General features: G+C 44.3%; 16 protein-coding genes. 7 read left to right on the top strand and 9 right to left on the bottom strand.

Going from position 1 to position 20,164, the window contains the following annotated elements:
* Positions 1-40: 40 nt before the first annotated feature.
* Both H6F63_RS19605 and H6F63_RS19600 read left to right on the top strand, forming a co-directional pair.
* Complete coding sequence (locus H6F63_RS19605) at positions 41-742, top strand: isochorismatase family cysteine hydrolase (protein ID WP_190639168.1); 702 nt, start codon at positions 41-43, stop codon at positions 740-742.
* A 269-nt stretch (positions 743-1,011) separates the two neighbouring features.
* Positions 1,012-3,006: an iron uptake porin gene (locus H6F63_RS19600; RefSeq protein ID WP_190639167.1), complete on the top strand. Its 1,995-nt coding sequence runs from the start codon at positions 1,012-1,014 to the stop codon at positions 3,004-3,006.
* A gap of 92 nt (positions 3,007-3,098) precedes the next feature.
* Here the strand turns inward: H6F63_RS19600 and H6F63_RS19595 are convergent, their stop codons facing one another.
* From H6F63_RS19595 to codB, 6 genes are all read right to left on the bottom strand, one after another.
* On the bottom strand, positions 3,099-4,067 hold the full coding sequence (locus H6F63_RS19595; RefSeq protein WP_190423311.1) for an ABC transporter permease: 969 nt from the start codon (positions 4,065-4,067) through the stop codon (positions 3,099-3,101).
* 41 nt (positions 4,068-4,108) lie between these two features.
* The gene (locus H6F63_RS19590; RefSeq protein WP_347276814.1) at positions 4,109-5,185 is read right to left on the bottom strand and encodes an ABC transporter permease; all 1,077 of its coding nucleotides are present in this window, start codon (positions 5,183-5,185) and stop codon (positions 4,109-4,111) included.
* Positions 5,186-5,204: 19 nt separating this feature from the next.
* On the bottom strand, positions 5,205-6,716 hold the full coding sequence (locus H6F63_RS19585) for an ABC transporter ATP-binding protein (protein WP_190639166.1): 1,512 nt from the start codon (positions 6,714-6,716) through the stop codon (positions 5,205-5,207).
* A gap of 102 nt (positions 6,717-6,818) precedes the next feature.
* Entirely contained in the window at positions 6,819-7,862 is a 1,044-nt protein-coding gene (locus tag H6F63_RS19580) for a BMP family protein (protein WP_242019939.1), read from the bottom strand.
* A gap of 275 nt (positions 7,863-8,137) precedes the next feature.
* Positions 8,138-9,097, bottom strand: a complete 960-nt coding sequence (locus tag H6F63_RS19575; RefSeq protein WP_199298160.1) for an isopenicillin N synthase family oxygenase — start codon at positions 9,095-9,097, stop codon at positions 8,138-8,140.
* 109 nt (positions 9,098-9,206) lie between these two features.
* A complete protein-coding gene (gene codB / locus H6F63_RS19570) occupies positions 9,207-10,496 on the bottom strand; it encodes a cytosine permease (RefSeq protein ID WP_190639164.1) in 1,290 nt (429 codons plus the stop codon).
* 284 nt (positions 10,497-10,780) lie between these two features.
* On the opposite strand from codB, the gene H6F63_RS19565 reads away from it, so the two are divergent.
* The 5 genes from H6F63_RS19565 to H6F63_RS19545 all read left to right on the top strand — a co-directional run bounded on the left by H6F63_RS19565 (position 10,781) and on the right by H6F63_RS19545 (position 16,520).
* Positions 10,781-11,845 carry a BMP family protein gene (locus tag H6F63_RS19565; protein WP_190639163.1) on the top strand — a complete coding sequence of 355 codons (1,065 nt, stop codon included), beginning with the start codon at positions 10,781-10,783 and terminating at the stop codon, positions 11,843-11,845.
* Positions 11,846-12,004: 159 nt separating this feature from the next.
* Positions 12,005-13,516 (top strand): ABC transporter ATP-binding protein, encoded by a 1,512-nt coding sequence (locus H6F63_RS19560; protein ID WP_190639162.1) that lies wholly within the window; start codon positions 12,005-12,007, stop codon positions 13,514-13,516.
* A gap of 215 nt (positions 13,517-13,731) precedes the next feature.
* Complete coding sequence (locus H6F63_RS19555) at positions 13,732-14,775, top strand: ABC transporter permease (protein WP_190639161.1); 1,044 nt, start codon at positions 13,732-13,734, stop codon at positions 14,773-14,775.
* A 153-nt stretch (positions 14,776-14,928) separates the two neighbouring features.
* Positions 14,929-15,861 (top strand): ABC transporter permease, encoded by a 933-nt coding sequence (locus tag H6F63_RS19550; protein WP_190639160.1) that lies wholly within the window; start codon positions 14,929-14,931, stop codon positions 15,859-15,861.
* Positions 15,858-16,520 (top strand): HAD family hydrolase, encoded by a 663-nt coding sequence (locus tag H6F63_RS19545; protein WP_190639159.1) that lies wholly within the window; start codon positions 15,858-15,860, stop codon positions 16,518-16,520. The genes H6F63_RS19550 and H6F63_RS19545 overlap by 4 nt, the downstream gene beginning before the upstream one ends.
* Here H6F63_RS19545 and upp read toward each other — a convergent pair whose 3' ends face one another.
* From upp to H6F63_RS19530, 3 genes are all read right to left on the bottom strand, one after another.
* Positions 16,521-17,156, bottom strand: a complete 636-nt coding sequence (gene upp, locus H6F63_RS19540; protein ID WP_190639158.1) for a uracil phosphoribosyltransferase — start codon at positions 17,154-17,156, stop codon at positions 16,521-16,523.
* 168 nt (positions 17,157-17,324) lie between these two features.
* Entirely contained in the window at positions 17,325-18,533 is a 1,209-nt protein-coding gene (locus tag H6F63_RS19535) for a URC4/urg3 family protein (RefSeq protein ID WP_190639157.1), read from the bottom strand.
* An 89-nt stretch (positions 18,534-18,622) separates the two neighbouring features.
* Positions 18,623-19,888 carry a GTP cyclohydrolase II gene (locus H6F63_RS19530; protein ID WP_190639156.1) on the bottom strand — a complete coding sequence of 422 codons (1,266 nt, stop codon included), beginning with the start codon at positions 19,886-19,888 and terminating at the stop codon, positions 18,623-18,625.
* Positions 19,889-20,164: the final 276 nt, after the last annotated feature.

Below are 20,164 nucleotides of genomic sequence, written 5' to 3'. Positions count from 1 at the left end.
ACTACCTATTAGCAATCATTCAATTAGCAATCCTTCAATTATGGTATTAATTTCCGCTTTACCTTACGATTATGAATTGCCTACCTCCGATGGTTTGGCGTTGTTAATTATTGATATGCAGCGAGATTTTTTGGAACCAGGGGGCTTTGGGGATGCTTTGGGAAATGATGTCAGCCGTTTACAGGCAATTGTCCCGATTTTAAGAGAATTATTGTCCGCGTTTCGGGCGCGAAACCTGCCGATTTTTTACACGGTTGAAGGTCATAAACCTGATTTATCTGATTGTCCGCCATCGAAGTTGCATCGAGGCCAAGGTAAGTTAAAAATTGGCGATGTTGCTTCTATGGGTCGCATTTTAATTTTGGGAGAACCGGGAAATGAAATTATTCCAGAATTGTCGCCTTTACCTGGTGAAACGGTGATTCCAAAACCAGGGAAGGGTGCTTTTTATCATACTAATTTGGAGTCGTTGCTGCGGGAAAAGAAGATTACTCATCTGTTGGTGACTGGGGTAACTACTGAAGTTTGCGTTCAGACGACGATGCGCGAGGCGAATGACCGAGGTTATGAGTGTTTGCTGGTAGAAGATGCGACGGAAAGCTACTTTCCTGATTTTCAACAATCCACTTTGGAAATGATTCGCGCTCAAGGTGGAATTGTTGGTTGGACTGCACCTGCTGCGAATATTTTCCCAGCTTTGGAAAAGTGGAAACCGCGTGAGAAGTTAGGCATCAGGAGTTAGCGTATTTATTTACAATGATTTGAAATTTGTCAAAAATTAGGAGTTATGAATTAATAATTCCTAACTTTGCTATAGCAGTCCTAAATGATTCGTGAAGGCAAGATACCCGATTTCTTTAAGAAGTCGGGTATCTGAACTCTAGCGAGGATTGCAATATTCTCTGAACTATATGCGATCGCTTATTACTTTTACGCATTGTTACTTAGATTACATAATTAACCTTGTAAAATTGATAACGATATATAGAGGTTAAATTGGTGTGAGGAACTATGGTTAAGGCTGCAAATACCTGCGACTACCTGCGATCGCTTGCAAGTAATTTTTGGTTGGGTTTGTTACTTTCTAGCGCTGTAATGCCTTTCGTGCCATCGCTAGCGATCGCAAGTGAAGTTCAACAGGCTGGCGCGTCACCGGAAGCATCAACAACTGATGAAGTTACCCCGGTTGCCGAGGTTACGATAAATGAAGTAAAAATTGATACAGATATTTCAGACAGTTTAATATCGCAGTCCGCATTAGAAGAGGTTACTCCTGCTGGTAATGTAGCCCAACCATTGCCAATTGATGATGTAAATTCCGCTACCGATTTTAATTTAGAGTCGGAGGAGGAAAACATCGATGCAGCGATGGAACAAGTTACCAATGTTTCGCAATTGCGAGATGTGCAACCGACAGATTGGGCGTATGAAGCATTGCGAAGTCTTGTAGAACGTTACGGTTGTATAGCAGGATATCCTGATGGTAGCTTTCGCGGCAATAGGGCTTTAAGTCGCTATGAATTTGCTGCTGGTGTAAATGCTTGTTTGCAGCAAATTGAGAAATTAATTGCCGTTAGTACGGCTAATTTTGTCACCAAAGAAGATTTAGCGACACTGCAACGATTAATTAGTGAATTTGGTACAGAATTAGCAACGCTACGCACTCGCGTGGATAATTTGGAAGGTCGCACCAAATTCTTAGAAGAAAATCAGTTTTCTACTACTACTAAACTCAGCGGTCTTGCCTGGTTTAATGTTACTGGAGCCTCTGCTAGTGATGATATTACAGTTGAAGCCGCAGGTTCGCTGACGCCACTGGTACTCAGAAGTCCCGGACGAGATGCGAATTTCAGACCGATTCAGCAAAAAATCAAAGACGATCCTAATATCACTCTTAGCAATTTGGTGTGGCTAACGCTGGAAACGTCTTTTACTGGTAGAGATAGCTTGGTCACTCAGTTAGCTGCGGGTAATGGAGATTCACCAGCTAACGCCTTTGCTTCTGCGGGACTTTACAACACATTTGGAACACCGTTTCTTGACCAAACTGCGGGTGTTCAAGGAGACAACAATGATGTCATTGTGCGGGAATTGTTTTACAGCTTCCCTCTCCGGGAAAATATTCAGGTAGTCGTAGGGCCTCGGATTAACTGGTATCGCTACTTTGACAACAATGCTTTCAGCTTTTTCTTGACGGGTGCAACTAGCTTTAACTCTAATGGCAGCACTTTATTAAATACCATTGACCGGGGTGCAGGTGCAGCTGTTTTGTGGGATATTAATCGGCAGTTCAAGCTGCGCGTTGCTTATTTAGGTGAGAGCAATGAATTTTTACCCAGTGGGATATTTAACACCGCATCCGACCCGCGCAAAGGTGTATTTAGTCCCACTAACACCGCTACTGCTGAGTTAACTTTCTCGCCTACTGACAGAATTAATCTCAGATTGATTTACAACTATTCCAATATCGACCCGTCTTTCCCGATTTTCGACCAAAACGGCAATATCACAGGGTTTGGAATTGGCGGTGCGCCGGGAGAACCAATTTATGGGGTAGCTGATGATGGTTTTGGCGGTTCGATTAATAATGCGATCGCGCACACCTTTGGACTAAACTTTGATTGGTTAATTACCCGTGGTATTGGTGTCTTTGGACGCTATAGCTACGGGAGTACCAACATTGACCCCAAAACCCCAGGTCGTGGCGGTGGAGATATTAACGCCCAGTCTTTGCAATTAGGGCTTGCTTTCCCCGATTTAGGTAGAAGAGGTGCGTTGGCAACAATATCTTACCTGATACCGTTCTCCGTATTGGATGGTCGTAGATTCTTGGCTGCTGGTGGCGGTGATGGTGGCGTTCAGTATGAGGTTGAAGCCGCATATTTCTTCCCCATAACTCAGAATATAGCGATTGTTCCTGCCTTTTATTTCATTGGCAACCCGAACAACTTCAGCGACAACCCCAATATCTATGTGGGTAACTTGCGAACACAATTTAGCTTCTAGTTTTGTTTACTCCTTGTTCCCTTTGACAAAAGCACCCCACCCCGCAAGCAAGTTGGGTTTCGCGCGAAACCCAACTTACAATTTTTCTAGTCTCAACGTTTCCCCTTAAAATACGGCACACCCAAAGCAGCAGGAACATCACTGCGAGGGGTACGTTGCAACAACACCACTAATGTAAGAACATAAGGCAGCATCAGCAAAAACTCATAAGGCAACTCCTTTGAACCTAATGCTTGTATGCGAAACTGTAAGGCATCGGCAATGCCAAATAGCAACGCCCCCCAAAGCGCCCGCGCAGGTCGCCAACGGGCAAAGAATACTAAAGCAACAGCTATCCAACCGCGTCCGGCGGTAATTCCCTCCCGGAATATGTGCAGTTGGGCGACTGTCAGGACTGCGCCACCCAAACCTGTCAGCGCTGAACCCAGCAGTAAGCTTGCATAGCGGGTGCGTTCCACATTAATTCCGGAGGTGTCGGCGGCGGCAGGATTTTCCCCTACGGCGCGAATTTGTAAGCCCCAGCGAGTCCGAAATAGGAGAAACCAGCAACAGAAAACCAATGCCACACTGATATAAACCATGACATTGTGGGTAAACAGCAACTCCCCGATGATCGGAATCTGCGATAAAACTGGCAACGGCAAATCTACTAAACCTGTAACTCGCGCCGTCAAGGAACCAAACTGCTGTCGGTAGAGATAGGTTGTTAATCCCTGACCAAACAGTACCATTGTGACTCCTGCTACTACTTGGTCGGCTTTGAATGTCACCGTCATTACTGCCATTAGCAACCCCATCAACATTCCTGCTAGCAGTCCCGCACCCAAACCCGCCCAAGCGCCGATAAGTGGTAGTTTTGCAGTGTTCTCCAGTCCGTAGGCAACTGTAAAGCCTGCCAGTCCTCCGACTAGCATCACGCCTTCCAGTCCCAGGTTTAACACTCCGGCACGTTCGGTAATAATTTCTCCCAATACGGCGAGTAATATGGGGACAGCGAGGCGAATACCTGCTGCTATTAAGGCAATTAGGAAACTCCAGGTGAGAATTTGTTCCCAAGGCATAAAGGTAAAAAATAAAAGAATTCTCTGTTTCTTGGGCCTTTTTACTTGTTGCGAGCGATCGCATCCCCGACAATTACAAATAGCACCACTAGCGCTTGTATTACTTGGGAAACCGCAGCTGGCACTTGCAAGGAAACTTGCAACCCTTCTGCCCCAATTGTCAAGGCAGAAAACAAAACAGATGCAATTAACACGCCCACTGGATGCAACTGTCCCAGTAAGGCTACCAGAATCCCACTAAACCCATAACCTCCAGAAATGTTACCCTTCAGGCGCGTGTAGGTGTAACTTACCTCGATAATCCCAGCAATGCCAGCTAGTGCGCCACTCAGCATCAAGGCGGTGAGAATACTCCCCGTGACGTTCATTCCAGCTGTGCGGGCGACGCTGGCGCGAGAACCAACTGCCCGCAACTTAAATCCCAGAGGTGTGCGCCAAAGCAAAATATATATTACGAGTACCAGTACCAGCGCCAGCACTACGCCCAGGTGCAGCCGTCCGCCAAACAAGGTTGGAATTTGTGCTGCTGCACTAAATTGCGTTGACTCTGGCAAAAAACCATTCGGATCTCTTAAGGGACTGCGGGCGACATACTGAACTAGCAAGATGGCAATATAATTCAACATCAGGGTGCAGATGATCACATTCATGCCCCGCTTGATGTGCAGCAATCCGGCTATTCCACTCCACAGCATTCCGCCAATTCCGCCTGCAATTAGCATTAGGGGAATTAGTAACCAAGGAGATAAGTTGGGCAGCGTCAGGGCGACAATGCTGCCACATAATGCGCCGATATAATACTGTCCTTCTGCGCCGATATTCCAAACTTTGCTGCGGAAGGCAACTGTTAACCCTAAGCCAATAATTAATAAGGGTGTAGCTTTGAGAATTGTTTCTGTAAGTTGGCGAGTTCCCCCAAATGCCTCAAACACCATTACCTGATAGGCTTTTAAGGGATTAACTCCAGCTAGGGCAATTAATATTCCTCCCAAGGCGAGGGCGAGAATTGCGCCGAAGAAAGGCTTCATGCGATTTCCCCAACCAGCAAGAGGCAAAAAAGAAGATGGTTTTTGTTTGTGTTTCTTTTTAGTGTTTTCTTTTAATTTTTCAATTACCACTCTCCCTCCTGTTTAATTTTTAATGTTTTCCTGCCATCATTAATCCTAAGTGGCGCACATCAGCATTAGCATCAACGATACCCGCGATCGCGCCTTCGTAAAGTACAGCGATGCGATCGCTTAAATTTAATATCTCTTCGAGTTCTGTGGAAATCAGCAACACTGCTGCACCTGCATCTCTTTGGGCAATTAGTTGTTGATGTACATACTCAATGGCGCTAATATCTAATCCCCGTGTTGGTTGGGCGGCTAAGACAATTTGAGGACTGCGCGAAAGTTCTCTAGCGATCGCTACTTTCTGCCCGTTTCCACCGGAGAGTTTACCGACGTGGGTGTGGGGGCTGGGGGTGCGAATCAGGTAGCGTTCTACTAGCTGGGTGCAGTGGCGGACAATTGCAGTTGGACGCAATAAGCCTTTTTTGTTGAATGGTGGCTTTTGAATATCCCGCAACACTAAGTTATCAGCAACGCTGAAATCTGGGATTAACCCCATTGTGTAGCGGTCTGAGGGAATGTGGGCGAGGGTGCCATTTAGATTTATTTCGCCGCGTATTGGACGTAAAGATGCGATCGCTTCCTCTAATTCTCGCTGTCCGTTACCATCGACTCCAGCAATTCCCACAATTTCTCCAGCATTAACTGCGAGATTTATTCCCTTTAATGCTGGCAATCCTCGGTCATTTTCTACCCACAAATCACGAATAATTAATGGGGAATTGGGGACTGGGGATTGGGAACTGGGGACTGGGGACTGGGGACTGGGGATTGGGGATTGGGACTGTCTCTCAATTCTGATAACTTTATTAACTTCACGTCCTACCATCATTTGAGCTAATTCCCGCTCATCTGATGCAGATGTTAACACTGTGGTAATTGTGCGTCCATCTCGCAGTACAGTTACGCGATCGCATATTGCCAAGACTTCATTTAATTTATGACTAATAAAAATGATTGATGTACCCCCAGCAGCCAAATTTCTTAATGTCTGTAAAAATCCCTCTACTTCCTGGGGAGCCAAAACTGCGGTAGGTTCATCTAATATTAATACTTTCGCGCCTCGATAGATGGCTTTGAGAATTTCCACCCGTTGCTGTTCTCCCAGCGATAGCTGCCAAACTTCTGCTGCTGGGTCGATTTGTAATCCATACTGTTCTGCTAAACTTCGCAGACGCTGATGGAGTTTTTTTGGGTTTTCTCGGATTAGCGGTTGTCCTGATTGTCCCAAAACTAAGTTGTCTGCAACCGTGAGACTTTCTACCAGCATAAAGTGTTGATGTACCATGCCGATACCCGATGCGATCGCTTCCCCCGGAAAGCGAAATTGCACCGATTTTCCCTCCAGCAAAATCTCACCTTCATCTGGTTCATACAAGCCGCAGAGAATATTCATCAGCGTGGTTTTCCCCGCCCCATTCTCTCCTAAAAGAGCATGAATTTCCCCTAATTGCAACTCAAACTTTACGCTATCATTGGCAACGATTCCAGGGAATCTTTTAGTAATGCCCCGCATTTCTACTACAGGAGTTTGCATAATTGCTAATGGTTATAGCAGTTCTATTTGCTCCGTGAACTTTGTTAAGGCAATTAACCACTCCAGGTGCGGACAGGCGCAGAGGAAAGCGGGTGCATATCGCTATTTCGGCACAAACGGAACTTTGAGTTTACCAGAGGAAATTTCCTGTCGCGTCTCTTCTATTTTTTTCAAAGTTTCGTCCCCCAACTTATCTTTAACTGTGGAATTAGTATTCACCTGAACCACATCTTCGGCAACGGAAAGGCGATAATACTTGTTAGCAAATTGTCCAGATGTTGTGTCATCTAACATCTGCTTAAAGATAGGTTCCATATTCCACAGCACATTAGCCGCAACCACATTTTCACCCAAGGCAGTCATATCTCCCACATAACCTGTAGCATAGCCTCCCTTTGCTTTGGCGGCTTCAATTGTTCCCAAAGTTGGCGCTTGACCGCAACCAATCCAGTAATCTACTCCCGTTTCTGCTTGTGCGGTTCCTGCCTCTTTCGCCTTAGCAATATCGTACCAGTCTCCCACAGCCGTAGCTGTCAGCGTAGCATCGGGACGGACTGTTTTGGCACCTGCTAACATCGCTTGTCCCATTGCATGACAAGCTGGAATATCAAAGCCGTAAAGCGCTCCTAATTTACCGCTTTTACTGAGTTTTCCTGCTACTAAACCAACCATATAAGCACCTTGATAAAAAGGTTGGTCGTAGTCGGCGACATTTTCCGATGTTTTGCCTACAGCGCCTGCCCATGCGAAATTAGTTTTAGGAAATTCTTTGGCTACTTGAAATACTGCATCTCCGTGATTATAGGAATGCCCGATAATCACGTTGTAGCCTTTTTCAGCGTACTGGCGCAAAACTCTCGCTATATCAGCATCAGCAACAGACTCAGAGATAGTAACATCATAGCCTTGAGCTTTGAGTTTTTCAGCTGCATTGTAGGCTGCTTCATTCCAAGAATCATCGTTAGCGGGGCCACCCAAAACAATTGCTAACCGAGGCTTTGTGCTGTCGGCGGTAGGACTTGCCTGTGTTTCTGTTGTGGGTGCTGGGGATTGAGAGGTTTGCTGTTGAGTACAACTAGCTATCAGCGTCAGGGGAATTATTAAAGATAAACTGCCAAGAATTTGTCTAATTTGTTTTAGTTGCATTAAGGGTATCATTGATTGCCCGATTGTACTGCCCAAATCCACTGGTTTTAGCTTGGCAAAGTGCAGCAGTTATAATTGTATGCCAGGTTACAAAAATTGCGATTGCTAGGATCTATAGCAATTCAAGGGTTGGGTGCAATACATCTATAGAGAAATAGCAATGCAGGTGCTAACCCTTCAGATACCCGGCTTCTTAAAGAAGTCGGGTATCTCGCCTTCACGAATCATTTAGGACTGCTAAATATCGCGTTTCTACAACCAACTTTTCACTTTCTTTAGTAGGTTGCTTGTAATCTACTCAGGAGATAGTCTCCCGCTGAAATGGGTGGATAAAGTGGGGGACGATTTTCTCCTTGACAACTCTCAATACAGGCAATTTCCGCGTCGTTATTGGGATGGCAGAAAAAAGCAACGGAATAACGCGATCGCTTGACTCTATCATCGCTGGGAACCATTACCCGATGCTTGGTGGAGCAGAATTCGTGATTCGTCCACTGTTGCATCAAATCCCCTGTATTCACGACAACAGTACCCGGAATGTAGGGTGCAGCGATCCACTCGCCATCAGCAGTGCGAACTTCTAAACCGCCGACTTCATCTTGAAATAGTAAGGTGAAACTGCCATAGTCGGAATGTTCGCCAGCACGCACTTGTCCGGGTTTGACGGCTTGCTCCAGTGGGGGATAATGAAGTAGCCTTAGAGTATAATTTTGCTCTTCGTGCTTGTCAGCGAAGAAGGACTCTGGTAATTCGAGAGCGATCGCAAATGCTTGGCATATTTTATCAGCAGCTTCAGCACAAGCTTGATAAAATTCCAAAACCGTTTGGCGAAACTTGTCTTCTCCAACAGGCCACTGATTAATAATTAAAGAAGACTTATCCTGCGTTGAGATTTGGTCAGGAATAACTTCTTTCCCTACATTAAATGCTTCTTTCAAATCTCCTGGATTATCCGGATTGAGGCGTTCTCGCTCTACACCAACATAACCGCGATTGCTGAATTTATCAACCCACGCTAGTTGATTTTTTACGTCAAATGGTAGCTCAAAAAATAACTTAGTTTGAGCAAATAAATTGTCTATTAACGTTGCTGGTATTCCCGGATTTAGGTACATAAATCCGATTTCATGGCAAGCATGATAAATTTGTCTAGCAACAGCTTGCCGCGCTTCGGCATCACCGCTGAGAAAAGGTTCAAAATCAATGATAGGAATATTAACCAATGTTTTAGTCATCGTTTTATTTTCTTGCAGATATGATGTTATACGTGTATCGTAGGCGAATGATAAATTATACAGCCGCGTCCAATCGCAATAATTGTTGCAAAAGCTCTAACTTTAAGAATCAATAAATTGCCTTTTTTGACGAAGATTGCGTAATAACCTTGCTCAGAACAAAGTAGAGAATTACCGCCGCAATAATGCCGTTAACCGGCTTAACTCCAGGTGCAATGTATGCGATCGCGCTCGCTAACACATAAGCAATAATTCCAGCCCAATTAAACGCGGGTTGCCGTTCTTCTAAAGATGGAAACTCACCCCGACGACGCAACCAATAATCTGCCATCACCACACCACCAATGGGAGGAATGAAGGTTCCGAGTAGGATTAGGTAAGGAATTAGCATATTATAAATACCACCCCAAGCCAAAACTAGAGCCACCGTCGCCCCACCCAACACGAAAGCAGTCCGCTTGTTGGTGCGAAACATATGAGCGCCTGCTACTGAAAAAGCATAAATAGTATTATCTTGCGTTGTCCACATATTCAAAAACAACAGCACCAAACCCCAAAATAATAATCCTTGCAGTGCCATTACTTGCACAATATCTTCGTTGCCGTAAACCAATGCGCCGAAGGCACCACAAAAGATTAAAAAGCCATTGCCAAAGAAGAAAGCTGCTAGAGTGCTAATTGCGGCTGTTTTACCATTTTTAGCGAAGCGACTCCAGTTAGTTGCTTGAGTTCCGCCGGAGACAAAGGTGCCAACAATAATTGTCAAAGCTTCGCCAATTCCTAGCTGTTTTGATGGCACGATAGCTTGCAAACCATTATAACCGCCGACTTTACCGAGTGCGATCGCTAAACTCCAAAACATCAAAATCAGCATCGCAGGAACGGCTATGCGCGAAAGCCAATCCATCGCCCGATAACCAATATAAGCAGTGGAACAGAAAAAATAGGTAAAGAATAGGATAATTAACCAGTTCCATCCTGTAGGAATTCCTAACAGCTTATTTGCTAATTCAGCCATCAAGGCCGAACCCCACGCATACCAGCCAATTTGCGTAAATCCCAGGATAAAATCTACCCAACGGGAACCAATGCTACCAAAACTAAACCGTGCCATCAGAACTGTAGAAAGTCCTGTATTGGCAGCAATGTAACTGAGTGCGGCGGCGTAGACACCAAGAATTAAGTTACCGATGATAATCAAGCCTACTAAATCGGGAAAAAAGCGGTAGGCGGGGCCAACTAAACCCCCGGCGAATAATGTCCCCGAATATAGCGTAAAACCCATCAGCAGGGGAGCCAACGACCAGAAAGATTTACGCGCCTCCAGGGGAACGGCGCTTAGGGGATAATCTTCATTGGCTTGCGATTGTACTAACTCTGGTTCTGAGGTGGTACTCATACAACTAATAGGTAATGCTTAATCAAGGACTAAAGGCAATTAAGTCATTTTGAAGGCGATCGCGCAGCCGATCCGTATCCTAGTTAACTTCAGCAGTCTCTGACACGGTTAAATGTATATCAGAATACCATCTGTAACTACAGAAGTATTAATTTAACTACATCAATGCTTATTTTGTCTTAACTCAGTCAAATAATGGTGACATACACGATTTTGTTTTAGTGCAATACTCAAATTGCTAAATCTTAGACGCGATCGCTACCAGCTCAGTAGGAGGAATAAACATGGCTTTCAGGTATAATCGGCGTGACTTTATCATTTATGGTTCAGCTGCTTTTGGCAGCAGTTTACTGCTGAAAGCTTGTAGTGCTAATCAAAATTCCACAACACCGACAGCAGAAAATTCTGCCGTCAGTGATGCTAAAAGTTTCAAGACAGCTATTGTGCTACCAGGAATTATTACTGATAAAGCTTGGAACCAAACAGGTTATCAAGGTGTGACAACTGCTAAGGAGAAATTAGGAGTTGAAACCGCTTATGTTGAGAAAGTAGAACAAGCAGATCAGGCAGAAGCTTTATCAGATTTTGCGCGACGCGGCTACAACTTAGTATATGCTCACGGCGGACAATTTGATGCGGCAATTCAACAGGTAGCACCACAATTTCCCAAGACGTTTTTTGTGGGTGTCAATGGTGCGGTGACTGGGGCAAATATGGCATCTTTGCGGATAGATCACCTGCAAGCAAGTTATTTGTGCGGCATCCTGGGAGCTTCGATGTCAAAATCAAATAAAATGGCTTATCTTGCTGCCCAATCTTTTCAAGCAACTGATGAAGAATTGCGGGGATTTGAGTTGGGTGCAAAGTCGATTAAGCCTGATATTAAAGTAGCTCCAAGTTATACGGGTGACTGGAACGATGCTGCTAAGGCGAAGGAAGCAACATTGGCGTTAATTTCTTCTGGGGTGGATGTAATTTATCAGTGGTTGGATAATGCTTCGCCAGCGGTGTTGCAAACTGCTGCTGATAAAGGAGTTTACACCTTTGGCAATACAGCGGATCAGTTGGAGGTTGCACCGAAGTCGGTATTAACCAGTGCGGTGAAGCGAATTGATTTAGCGATCGCATACTTAGCCGATCTCGCTGTAAAAGGTAATCTCAAAGGGGAAATTTACACTCTTGGTTTGGAAAAACCGGATATTCTTTATATTGGGAAATACAATGAGGCAGTATCAACAGATTTGCAGCAGAAAGTAGCCCAAACAAAAGATGCAATTTTAACTAAAAAAGTTACGTTTGAAGCTTGCAAAAATGGTGGGAAAGATACTCGGTGCCTGAAACAAGCGTAATATAGATGTCAGGGCGAATATAACTCGCGGCTAAACATTTTCTCGTTCCCAGGCTGCGGACTGGGAACGCATATATAAGAGGCTCTGCCTTTCGTTCTATACTGAAGGCTAGAGTCTGCTGAAAGCATTACTAGGCGGCAGCCCAGTGACGAGGAAAAAATGACTTATTTACGCCTTGATGGCATTACAAAACGTTTTGGCAATTTTATTGCTAATGATAACATTAGCGTGGGTGTTAATCGCGGTTCTATTCATGCGTTACTGGGGGAAAACGGCGCAGGTAAGACTACTTTGATGAATATCCTTTGCGGACTTTATCAGCCTGATTCCGGGGATATTTACCTGCAAGATAAGTTAGTAAAGATTGACTCTGCAAGCGCTGCGATCGCGCACGGTATTGGGATGATTCACCAGCATTTTATGTTGGTGCCGCAGTTGACAGTAACAGAAAATATTATACTGGGAACCAAGTTTGATTGGCGGTTGGATTTAGAGGAGAAAAGTCAAGCGATCGCGCAAATGTCTCGCTTTTACAATCTTGATGTAAATCCCTTAGCCAAAGTCAGAGATTTACCTGTAGGAGTTCAGCAACGGGTTGAAATTATTAAAGCACTTTACCGCCAAGCAAAACTGCTGATTTTAGATGAACCAACAGCGGTACTAACGCCGCCGGAGGTGAAAGTTTTAGCTGCTATTTTGCGTCAGTTGGCAGCTGATGGACGCACGATTATTTTTATCAGTCACAAATTAGAAGAGGTGATGAATCTTTGCGATACTGTCACCGTATTGCGGCGGGGTGCGGTGGTAGCGACAACAACAACCTCAGATATCAACAGTCAGGAATTAGCACGATTGATGGTTGGGAGAGAGGTCTTATTTAAAGTTAATAAATCTGCGCGTGATTCTGGCGAAGTGGTGTTAGAAGTTGAAAATTTACAGGTGCAGGATGAGCGGAATTTTCCGGTTGTGAAAGATGTATGTTTTCAACTTCGGGCAGGCGAAATTTTGGGAATTGCTGGCGTTGATGGGAATGGACAGAGGGAGTTGGCGGATGCGATTTCAGGGTTGCGTGGTATTACTTCGGGTAGAATAACGAACCACTCTTTAGACGCAAAGAACGTAAAGGACAGACGGAAAGAAAGAATTACGGCTTATATTCCAGAGGATAGGCAGAAAATGGGCTTGGTGATGGGATTTAGTATTGCCAAAAATCTCATTCTTAAGGCTTTTAAATTCCTGCCGTTTTGTCGTCGCTGGTTTCTTCAGTATGAAGCGATTAATCATCGTGCTATGGAGGCGATGCAAGATTTTGATATCCGGGGCGAAAATTACTCTATTAAAGTTAGTCAATTGTCAGGAGGAAATCAACAAAAAGTAGTTTTGGCACGAGAACTTTCTGGTCAACCAAGTTTGATTGTGGCGATGCAACCTACACGCGGGTTGGATGTGGGTGCGACTGAATATGTGCAGCAACGCTTGTTAGCTGAAAGAGAACGAGGTGCGGCAATTCTCTATATTTCCACAGAGTTAGAAGAAATTATGGCGATGAGCGATCGCATTGCTATTATGTATGAAGGTCAATTTGTTGATATCTTAGATGCTGCTACTGCCACGATTGAACAAGTTGGTTACTTAATGACTGGTGGTAATTTCAAAGGTATCTCCAGGTAAAATTTTAAATAGATTGCTGGATATGCAAGTTATGAGCTTTCTATCTTACGATCCTCATCTGCCTTTGCCGAGTGCCGAATATTTTTAGGCGGGGTTTCTCGGTTGGATACATACAGAAGTATTATATTGAACTCTCAAATAATATTAAGACGCAATATGGAGATTTATGCTAGAGGAACATACAGAGAATGCAATTACATCTGGCAAATTGTAGCATGACGAAAACTAATCGCATTCAACCCGTTTTGCTACCAATTCTATCTCCCATCATTGCGATCGCATCCGCCCTGATTGTCGGCGCTATCCTCATCTCTCTCTCCAACGCCAACCCGATCACCGCCTACGGTATTCTGTTTCAAGAATCTTTAGCCAACTACTATGGCTTTGGCAATACCATCACCAAAACTGCACCCTTGCTATTGGCCAGTCTAGGGGTGCTGGTGGCGTTGAAAGCGGGTTTGTTCAACATTGGTGCTGAAGGGCAAATTTATATGGGGGGACTCGGTAGCGTCTTGGTGGGGCTATATCTGCAAGGATTACCCGCCTTGATTCATGTACCTCTAGCGCTGCTGGGAGGATTCCTCTTAGGTGCCGTTTGGGGATGGATTCCCGGATATCTTAAAGCGGTGCGGGGTGTGAATGAGGTGATTACCACCCTGCTACTCAACTACGTGGCGCTGAACTTTGTGGGATACCTGGTAAACAATCCCCTGAAGCAGCCGGGTGCGCCGAGTGCCTATTCCGCGCTAATTGCCGAATCAGCCCGATTACCCCTGATTTTGCCACAAACACAGGCACACGCCGGGATTTTTATCGGGTTATTTGCTACCGGATTGTTGTGGGTATTGTTTGCGCGATCGCCTCTAGGATACCAAATCGAAGCGGTAGGACAAAATCCGACAGCCGCCCGTTACGCGGGAATGTCGGTAAAACGCACCATTATGCTCGTGATGGCTTTAGCGGGAGGATTGGCGGGATTAGCGGGCGCTGGTGAAGTCATGGGGCTAAAATACCGACTATTTGACAGATTTTCACCCGGCTATGGATTTGATGCGATCGCGATCGCTCTCCTGTGTCGTGGTAACTTAGTTGGTATCGTTCTCACCTCCCTATTTTTCGGAATCCTCCGCAGCGGCGCAAATGTCATGCAGCGCAGCGCCAACGTTCCCGTGACCGTAGTTTATGCCATTCAAGGTTTAACTGTTTTGTTCATTGCCATCAGTTTTGCAATTGAACGTCAAATTAAAATTAAAAATTAAAATTTACCTTTTCCGGGCGATTAGAAATCGCGGCTACACGAGACTTAATCTGCCTACGCAGGTTTTAATTTTTTCAGTCCGCGCACCATCCGGACTTCGTTTGTATAGCCGCGAATTCTATTCGCCAAGGTTGCCCAAATCTTTAATCCACTAATGGACATCAACTTTTTCACCGACTACCTAGTTGCCAGCCTACGCCTCTCAACACCGTTAGCATTTGCCGCCCTTGGTGGACTTTTCTCAGAACGATCGGGAGTGCTAAATATTGCTTTAGAAGGAATGTTACTAACAGGAGCATTTTCTGGCGCAGCCGGAGCCTTTTTTACAGGTAATGTTTGGTTAGGCATACTGTTAGCAATAATAATCGGAGGTATTGTTGGATTGCTCCATGCTTATCTGTGCGTTACCCTCCGAGTAGATCAGTTAGTATCGGGACTCGCCATCAATCTAACCGCAGCTGGGTTGACTTCATTTTGGGCGCGAGTTTTATTTAATAGTGGGCAGACGCAACAATTACCAGGTATTCAAACAATTGCCATTCCCGGACTACACAATATCCCCATTTTGGGTACTTTACTCTTTAACCAAGACCCGCTAATCTACTTGTTATTTCTGTTAGTTCCACTCATAAGTTATATACTATTCCGCACAAGTTTAGGCTTATCTCTACGCGCTGTCGGAGAATATCCCCGTGCTGCTGATACAGCTGGAGTTTCTGTCACTTTAGTACGTTATATTGCTGTCGCCCTCAGCGGTTGTCTGGCGAGTTTAGGAGGAGCTTATCTTGCCTTAGTTCACGTAAAATTCTTTGTAGAAGATATGAGTGCTGGCAAAGGATTTATCGCCCTTGCAGCTTTGATTTTTGGCAGATGGCATCCCGTCAGCACAGTTTTGGCTTGTTTATTATTCGGTGCAACCGAAGCTTTGCAACTAAGAATTCAAGCTTTTAATCTGAATATTCCCTATCAATTTTTAGTGATGTTGCCTTATATTATTGCTTTATTAGCTTTAGTAGGATTAGCTGGCAAGTCCACACCTCCCGCCGCCGTCGGTATTCCTTATATTCCTGAAAGTCGCGAACAATGAGTAGATATCAATTAATTATTTTTGACTTTGATGGCACTTTAGCAGTTACGCATCCAGCGATTATATCGTGCGCTATAAAGACCTTCCAGACATTTAATATCAAGCCACCAACTGAAGAACAGATTCAGTCAGTAATAGGTGTCCCGCTTGCCGAAGCTTTCACTATTTTTCATCCAGCGATCGCTACCGAAGAAATTCCTCAATGGATTGAAACTTACAGATTATTTTATCAGACAGAAGGCTTATTAAAAATAAACCTATTTTCTGGGGTGAACCAAGTCATCCATGCGGCATCTTCTGAGGGTTTGAACTTAGTAATTGTTAGCGTCAAACACACTAAATTTCTTAATTTAGCCTTAAAAGAACTAAAAATTAATAGTTACTTCGATCTGGTTATTGGAGATGACGGACAAACGGCAATAAAACCCGATGCCAGCGTATTTTATTCAGCTATACAGCCGATTTATCCAGACATCCAAAGTAATGAAGTTCTAGTTGTTGGCGATAGTCACGTAGACTTGCGGTTTGCTAAAAACGCTGGATTAGATGTTTGTTGGGCTGCTTATGGCTATGGCGATCGCGCAAAATGTTTGGCACTCAATCCAATTTTTGTAGTTAACGATATTTCGGAACTGATTTCAATTATCCAGAAAGAATAACTACTGTGTCCCGTACAAGCGATCGCCTGCATCCCCCAGACCCGGTATAATATAACCGTGTTCGTCTAACTTTTCGTCAATAGCAGCCGTGTAAATAGGAACATCCGGATGTTCAAGTTGAAAGTGTGAAATTCCTTCTGGTGCTGCTAATAAGCACAAAAACTTGATAGATATCGGACTTACTTCCTTAATTCGATCAATAGCAGCCACGGCTGAGTTTCCAGTTGCCAACATCGGATCAACAATCAAAACATCCCGCTGTTCAATATCACTAGGAACCTTGAAATAATATTCAACAGCAACATGAGTAAGCGGATCGCGGTATAAACCAATATGTCCCACTCTAGCGGAAGGAATTAGTTCTAAAATACCATCCAAAATCCCCTGTCCTGCCCGCATAATTGAGACAATTACTATCTTTTTATCAGCAGCCAGCATCGGTGCCAACATTGGCGCAACTGGGGTTTTAATTTGTTCATATTTCAGCGGCAAATCTCGCGTCACCTCGTAGGCTAATAACATCCCAATTTCTTTGAGGAGGTTACGAAATTTTGCCGTGCTGGTTTCTGTTTGGCGCATCAGCGTCAGCTTATGCTGTATCAAGGGATGGTCGATTACAGTAACTTTAGCATTCATTAATAAATTCATCTCCAAATATGCCCACAGACTCTCATTATGGGGCTATACAAACAAAGTGTGCTTACGCAGGAAAGAACAAACAAAAAGTTAAATACCACTTATTTAAGAGCCTTGAATTAAACTTCACTTTTCAAAGCTACAACCTGTTTTAACATGAATACTTAATTAAAACACTGTTCCATCGCTTTCTATCTGAATTGGAGGAACGCCGCCTTCTCGCAATTCTGCGGCAATTTTGCGCCCCGCACTCCAGGTTCCTCCTTGCAAAACTTTCACCAGTGGTAATTCAGCGGCACTCAAATTCAATTTTTGTCTGATAATCTCCGCAATTTTATCTAACAAACAAACAGTTAACGCCCGCCATTCTACAATTACCTGAGAATCAACAGCATGACATTTCTGAAAAACATCTGAATGCGCTTGTAACAAACCCAGGTCTAAACATAAACCACCATTGCGATACTCTGGCAGTCCCGTGAGTTCTTCTAACCCAATAATTTCTAAACCGAGTTCCTGAAGGGGTTCTAAAAGAGAATACGTTAACCACTGGGAAAGTTTATGAAACGGAATGTATTGATCATCTTTTGGCAAAGCTGGATGAACCCAAACATCGCCTAAGTTTTCTCCTGCTAACACTATTCGTCCCGGCCAGATATCACCTAGTCCCGTCAAAATAGTTTTTAAAACAGTGCTGGCTTTCAGTTTACCATCAAACGATTGACTTAAAAGATAACTCACCAAATTGCCGGGGCGCGGGTTATTGTTGCCAAAAAACTGAGGATGTTGACACAGTACCTGTCCTAACTTTTGTAGCAGATTAACCCGTCCTTCCACACCTACCAGCGGATTTTCAAGACTCACCTGAAATCCCTCTGCTAATGTTTGTTTTGTTAAATTTTGCAATCCATCAGCATCAGCTTGTAATGGCAATTTCAAATTACTAGAAAAAGCGCCTTTGCAAAACATCCGGAAACTTGCCACAGCTAACCCTTCCGAACGCCGAAACACTTGCCCCGTTTCCCGTTCGCAATATTGCCAATCTGCACCCGCGCCCGCATCCAGCAACACGCTGGTAATTGCCAAATCAAACTTAACTTGGGCTTTTTCAACTGGGCTTAGTTCCGCCAAAGCATCATCGAGTTCAGCGATGCGCGATACATTCCCTACCTCGAAATGTCGCCAGCGACTGTGAAAAGGAATATCGAAATCCGGATAGTCATCGCGCATCACCTCAATGACATAATCAGCAACTTTATCGAGTTGAGTTAAATCTACTCGAAAGTGACATTTGCCTTCACAGCATAATTGAAAAATGCGATCGCATCTTTCTCGAATCGCCGCGGGACTTTTCAAATACGCAATCAGTTCGCTCATAATAATTTTAAACGCTTCCGTAACTCCCAGGAAAGCGCAGATGAACGGGCAGTTAGCCTTTGCGCTTTCCTTGGCGCGTACCTTTGGGTTTAATCTCCTAAACCCCTTCCTTTAATTTCCGCAAGAGTTACCGCATCTGGCACTTCTCCCGGCGTATAGTAACCTGCTGCTTGCTTCGCCGCAATTTCCACTCGTGCATCTTCCGGAATCCAATCATCAGGAATGGCTATGCGTTCAATCACCTCAATGCCTGAAGAAGTAATTGCGTTATACTTCATATCACTCATCGAAACTAAACGGTCAATTCGAGTAATTCCTAACCAATGCAAGACATCTGGCATTAATTCTTGAAACCGCATATCTTGCAATCCGGCTACGCATTCTGTGCGCGTAAAATATGCCTCGGCGCTATCGCCTCCTTCCTGACGCTTGCGGGCATTATAAACTAGAAACTTAGTTACTTCTCCCAAGGCGCGTCCTTCTTTTCGGAAGTAGACAATTACACCCGCACCGCCTTCTTGTGCTGTCTGAATACAAACTTCTATGCCGTGTACTAGGTAAGGGCGACAGGTGCAAATATCGGAACCAAATACATCGGAACCATTGCATTCATCGTGTACGCGCACGGCGAGAAGTTTGCTGGGATTTGTAATTGCTTCTACTTCTCCAATTAAATAAACTGTTGTTCCGCCAATTGGTGGTAGGAAGACGTGCAAATCTGGGCGCGTCACCAGTTCGGGAAACATTCCACCCGTTTGTTGGAAAAGAATCCGCCGTAAATCGCTTTCATTAATCTTGAGTCGCTGGGCAATTCCTGGCAGATACCAAACTGGATCTATTGCTACTTTAGTTACTACTAAACTGCCATTATTTTTCAGGATTTTACCATCAACTCGCAAGCGCCCTTTAATTATTGAGTCTTGCAATTCTGGCATATTAATATGCGCTTTGGTAATGGCAATGGTAGGGAAAATATCGTGTCCTTGTTCGTAAAGTGTGGTGTAACTTCCTCCCACCAAGGCACCAAATGGATCGAGACAAACAATTTTGTTAGCATCAGACCAACTGGGATGCGGCCCGATGTGGACAACTGGCGAGGTATTTGTCAAATCAGCGCGGTGATTTGCCTGGAGTGCGCCAGATGCGATCGCTAACGCCCGATACACAGCATAAGATCCAGAATGCGTACCAATTACATTCCGGTGATTTGCGTTTCTTACTGTCCCAATTATTGGCCCCCGTTTAATTGGATCGCTTTCTCCCCAATTAATGGGAATAGGTTTTTGACCAGATTTACCCGGATGAGATGTCAAAACAATATGCTTGTGCTTAGATACTGCTTTCGGCGTTTCCATAAGGTTCTCAAACTGGCTAAAGATGCAGCCCTAGAAGTGATATTTAACTGCGATCGCAAATAAACTTCGATCATACCAATTATATTTTCGCTCAAAAAATATTTTTTCCAGCAAAATCCCTTTTTGAGCTGCTGTACATTAATTCAGTATGATTAGCTACAAAGTAAGGATTCAGGTCTAAGAATGTGGAATCAAAGAAGGAGCAACTTGAGAGGAATGAAGTTGGCTCTGAAGAGCTTGCTCAAAAAAATGAATTACCGAGCGACCTTGACGACG

The organism is Trichocoleus sp. FACHB-40, from assembly GCF_014695915.1.
GTDB lineage: Bacteria > Cyanobacteriota > Cyanobacteriia > Cyanobacteriales > FACHB-T130 > Funiculus > Funiculus sociatus.
Note: the sequence above shows the minus strand (reverse complement) of the source record. Positions and strands in the feature narration are given on the sequence as shown.

Coding starts and splice junctions, on each gene's coding strand:
- H6F63_RS19605 (WP_190639168.1), top strand. CDS start 41: ATGGTATTAATTTCCGCTTTACCTTACGATTATGAATTGCCTACCTCC.
- H6F63_RS19600 (WP_190639167.1), top strand. CDS start 1,012: ATGGTTAAGGCTGCAAATACCTGCGACTACCTGCGATCGCTTGCAAGT.
- H6F63_RS19595 (WP_190423311.1), bottom strand. CDS start 4,067: ATGCCTTGGGAACAAATTCTCACCTGGAGTTTCCTAATTGCCTTAATA.
- H6F63_RS19585 (WP_190639166.1), bottom strand. CDS start 6,716: ATGCAAACTCCTGTAGTAGAAATGCGGGGCATTACTAAAAGATTCCCT.
- H6F63_RS19580 (WP_242019939.1), bottom strand. CDS start 7,862: ATGCAACTAAAACAAATTAGACAAATTCTTGGCAGTTTATCTTTAATA.
- H6F63_RS19575 (WP_199298160.1), bottom strand. CDS start 9,097: ATGACTAAAACATTGGTTAATATTCCTATCATTGATTTTGAACCTTTT.
- codB (WP_190639164.1), bottom strand. CDS start 10,496: ATGAGTACCACCTCAGAACCAGAGTTAGTACAATCGCAAGCCAATGAA.
- H6F63_RS19565 (WP_190639163.1), top strand. CDS start 10,781: ATGGCTTTCAGGTATAATCGGCGTGACTTTATCATTTATGGTTCAGCT.
- H6F63_RS19560 (WP_190639162.1), top strand. CDS start 12,005: ATGACTTATTTACGCCTTGATGGCATTACAAAACGTTTTGGCAATTTT.
- H6F63_RS19555 (WP_190639161.1), top strand. CDS start 13,732: ATGACGAAAACTAATCGCATTCAACCCGTTTTGCTACCAATTCTATCT.
- H6F63_RS19550 (WP_190639160.1), top strand. CDS start 14,929: ATGGACATCAACTTTTTCACCGACTACCTAGTTGCCAGCCTACGCCTC.
- H6F63_RS19545 (WP_190639159.1), top strand. CDS start 15,858: ATGAGTAGATATCAATTAATTATTTTTGACTTTGATGGCACTTTAGCA.
- upp (WP_190639158.1), bottom strand. CDS start 17,156: ATGAATGCTAAAGTTACTGTAATCGACCATCCCTTGATACAGCATAAG.
- H6F63_RS19535 (WP_190639157.1), bottom strand. CDS start 18,533: ATGAGCGAACTGATTGCGTATTTGAAAAGTCCCGCGGCGATTCGAGAA.
- H6F63_RS19530 (WP_190639156.1), bottom strand. CDS start 19,888: ATGGAAACGCCGAAAGCAGTATCTAAGCACAAGCATATTGTTTTGACA.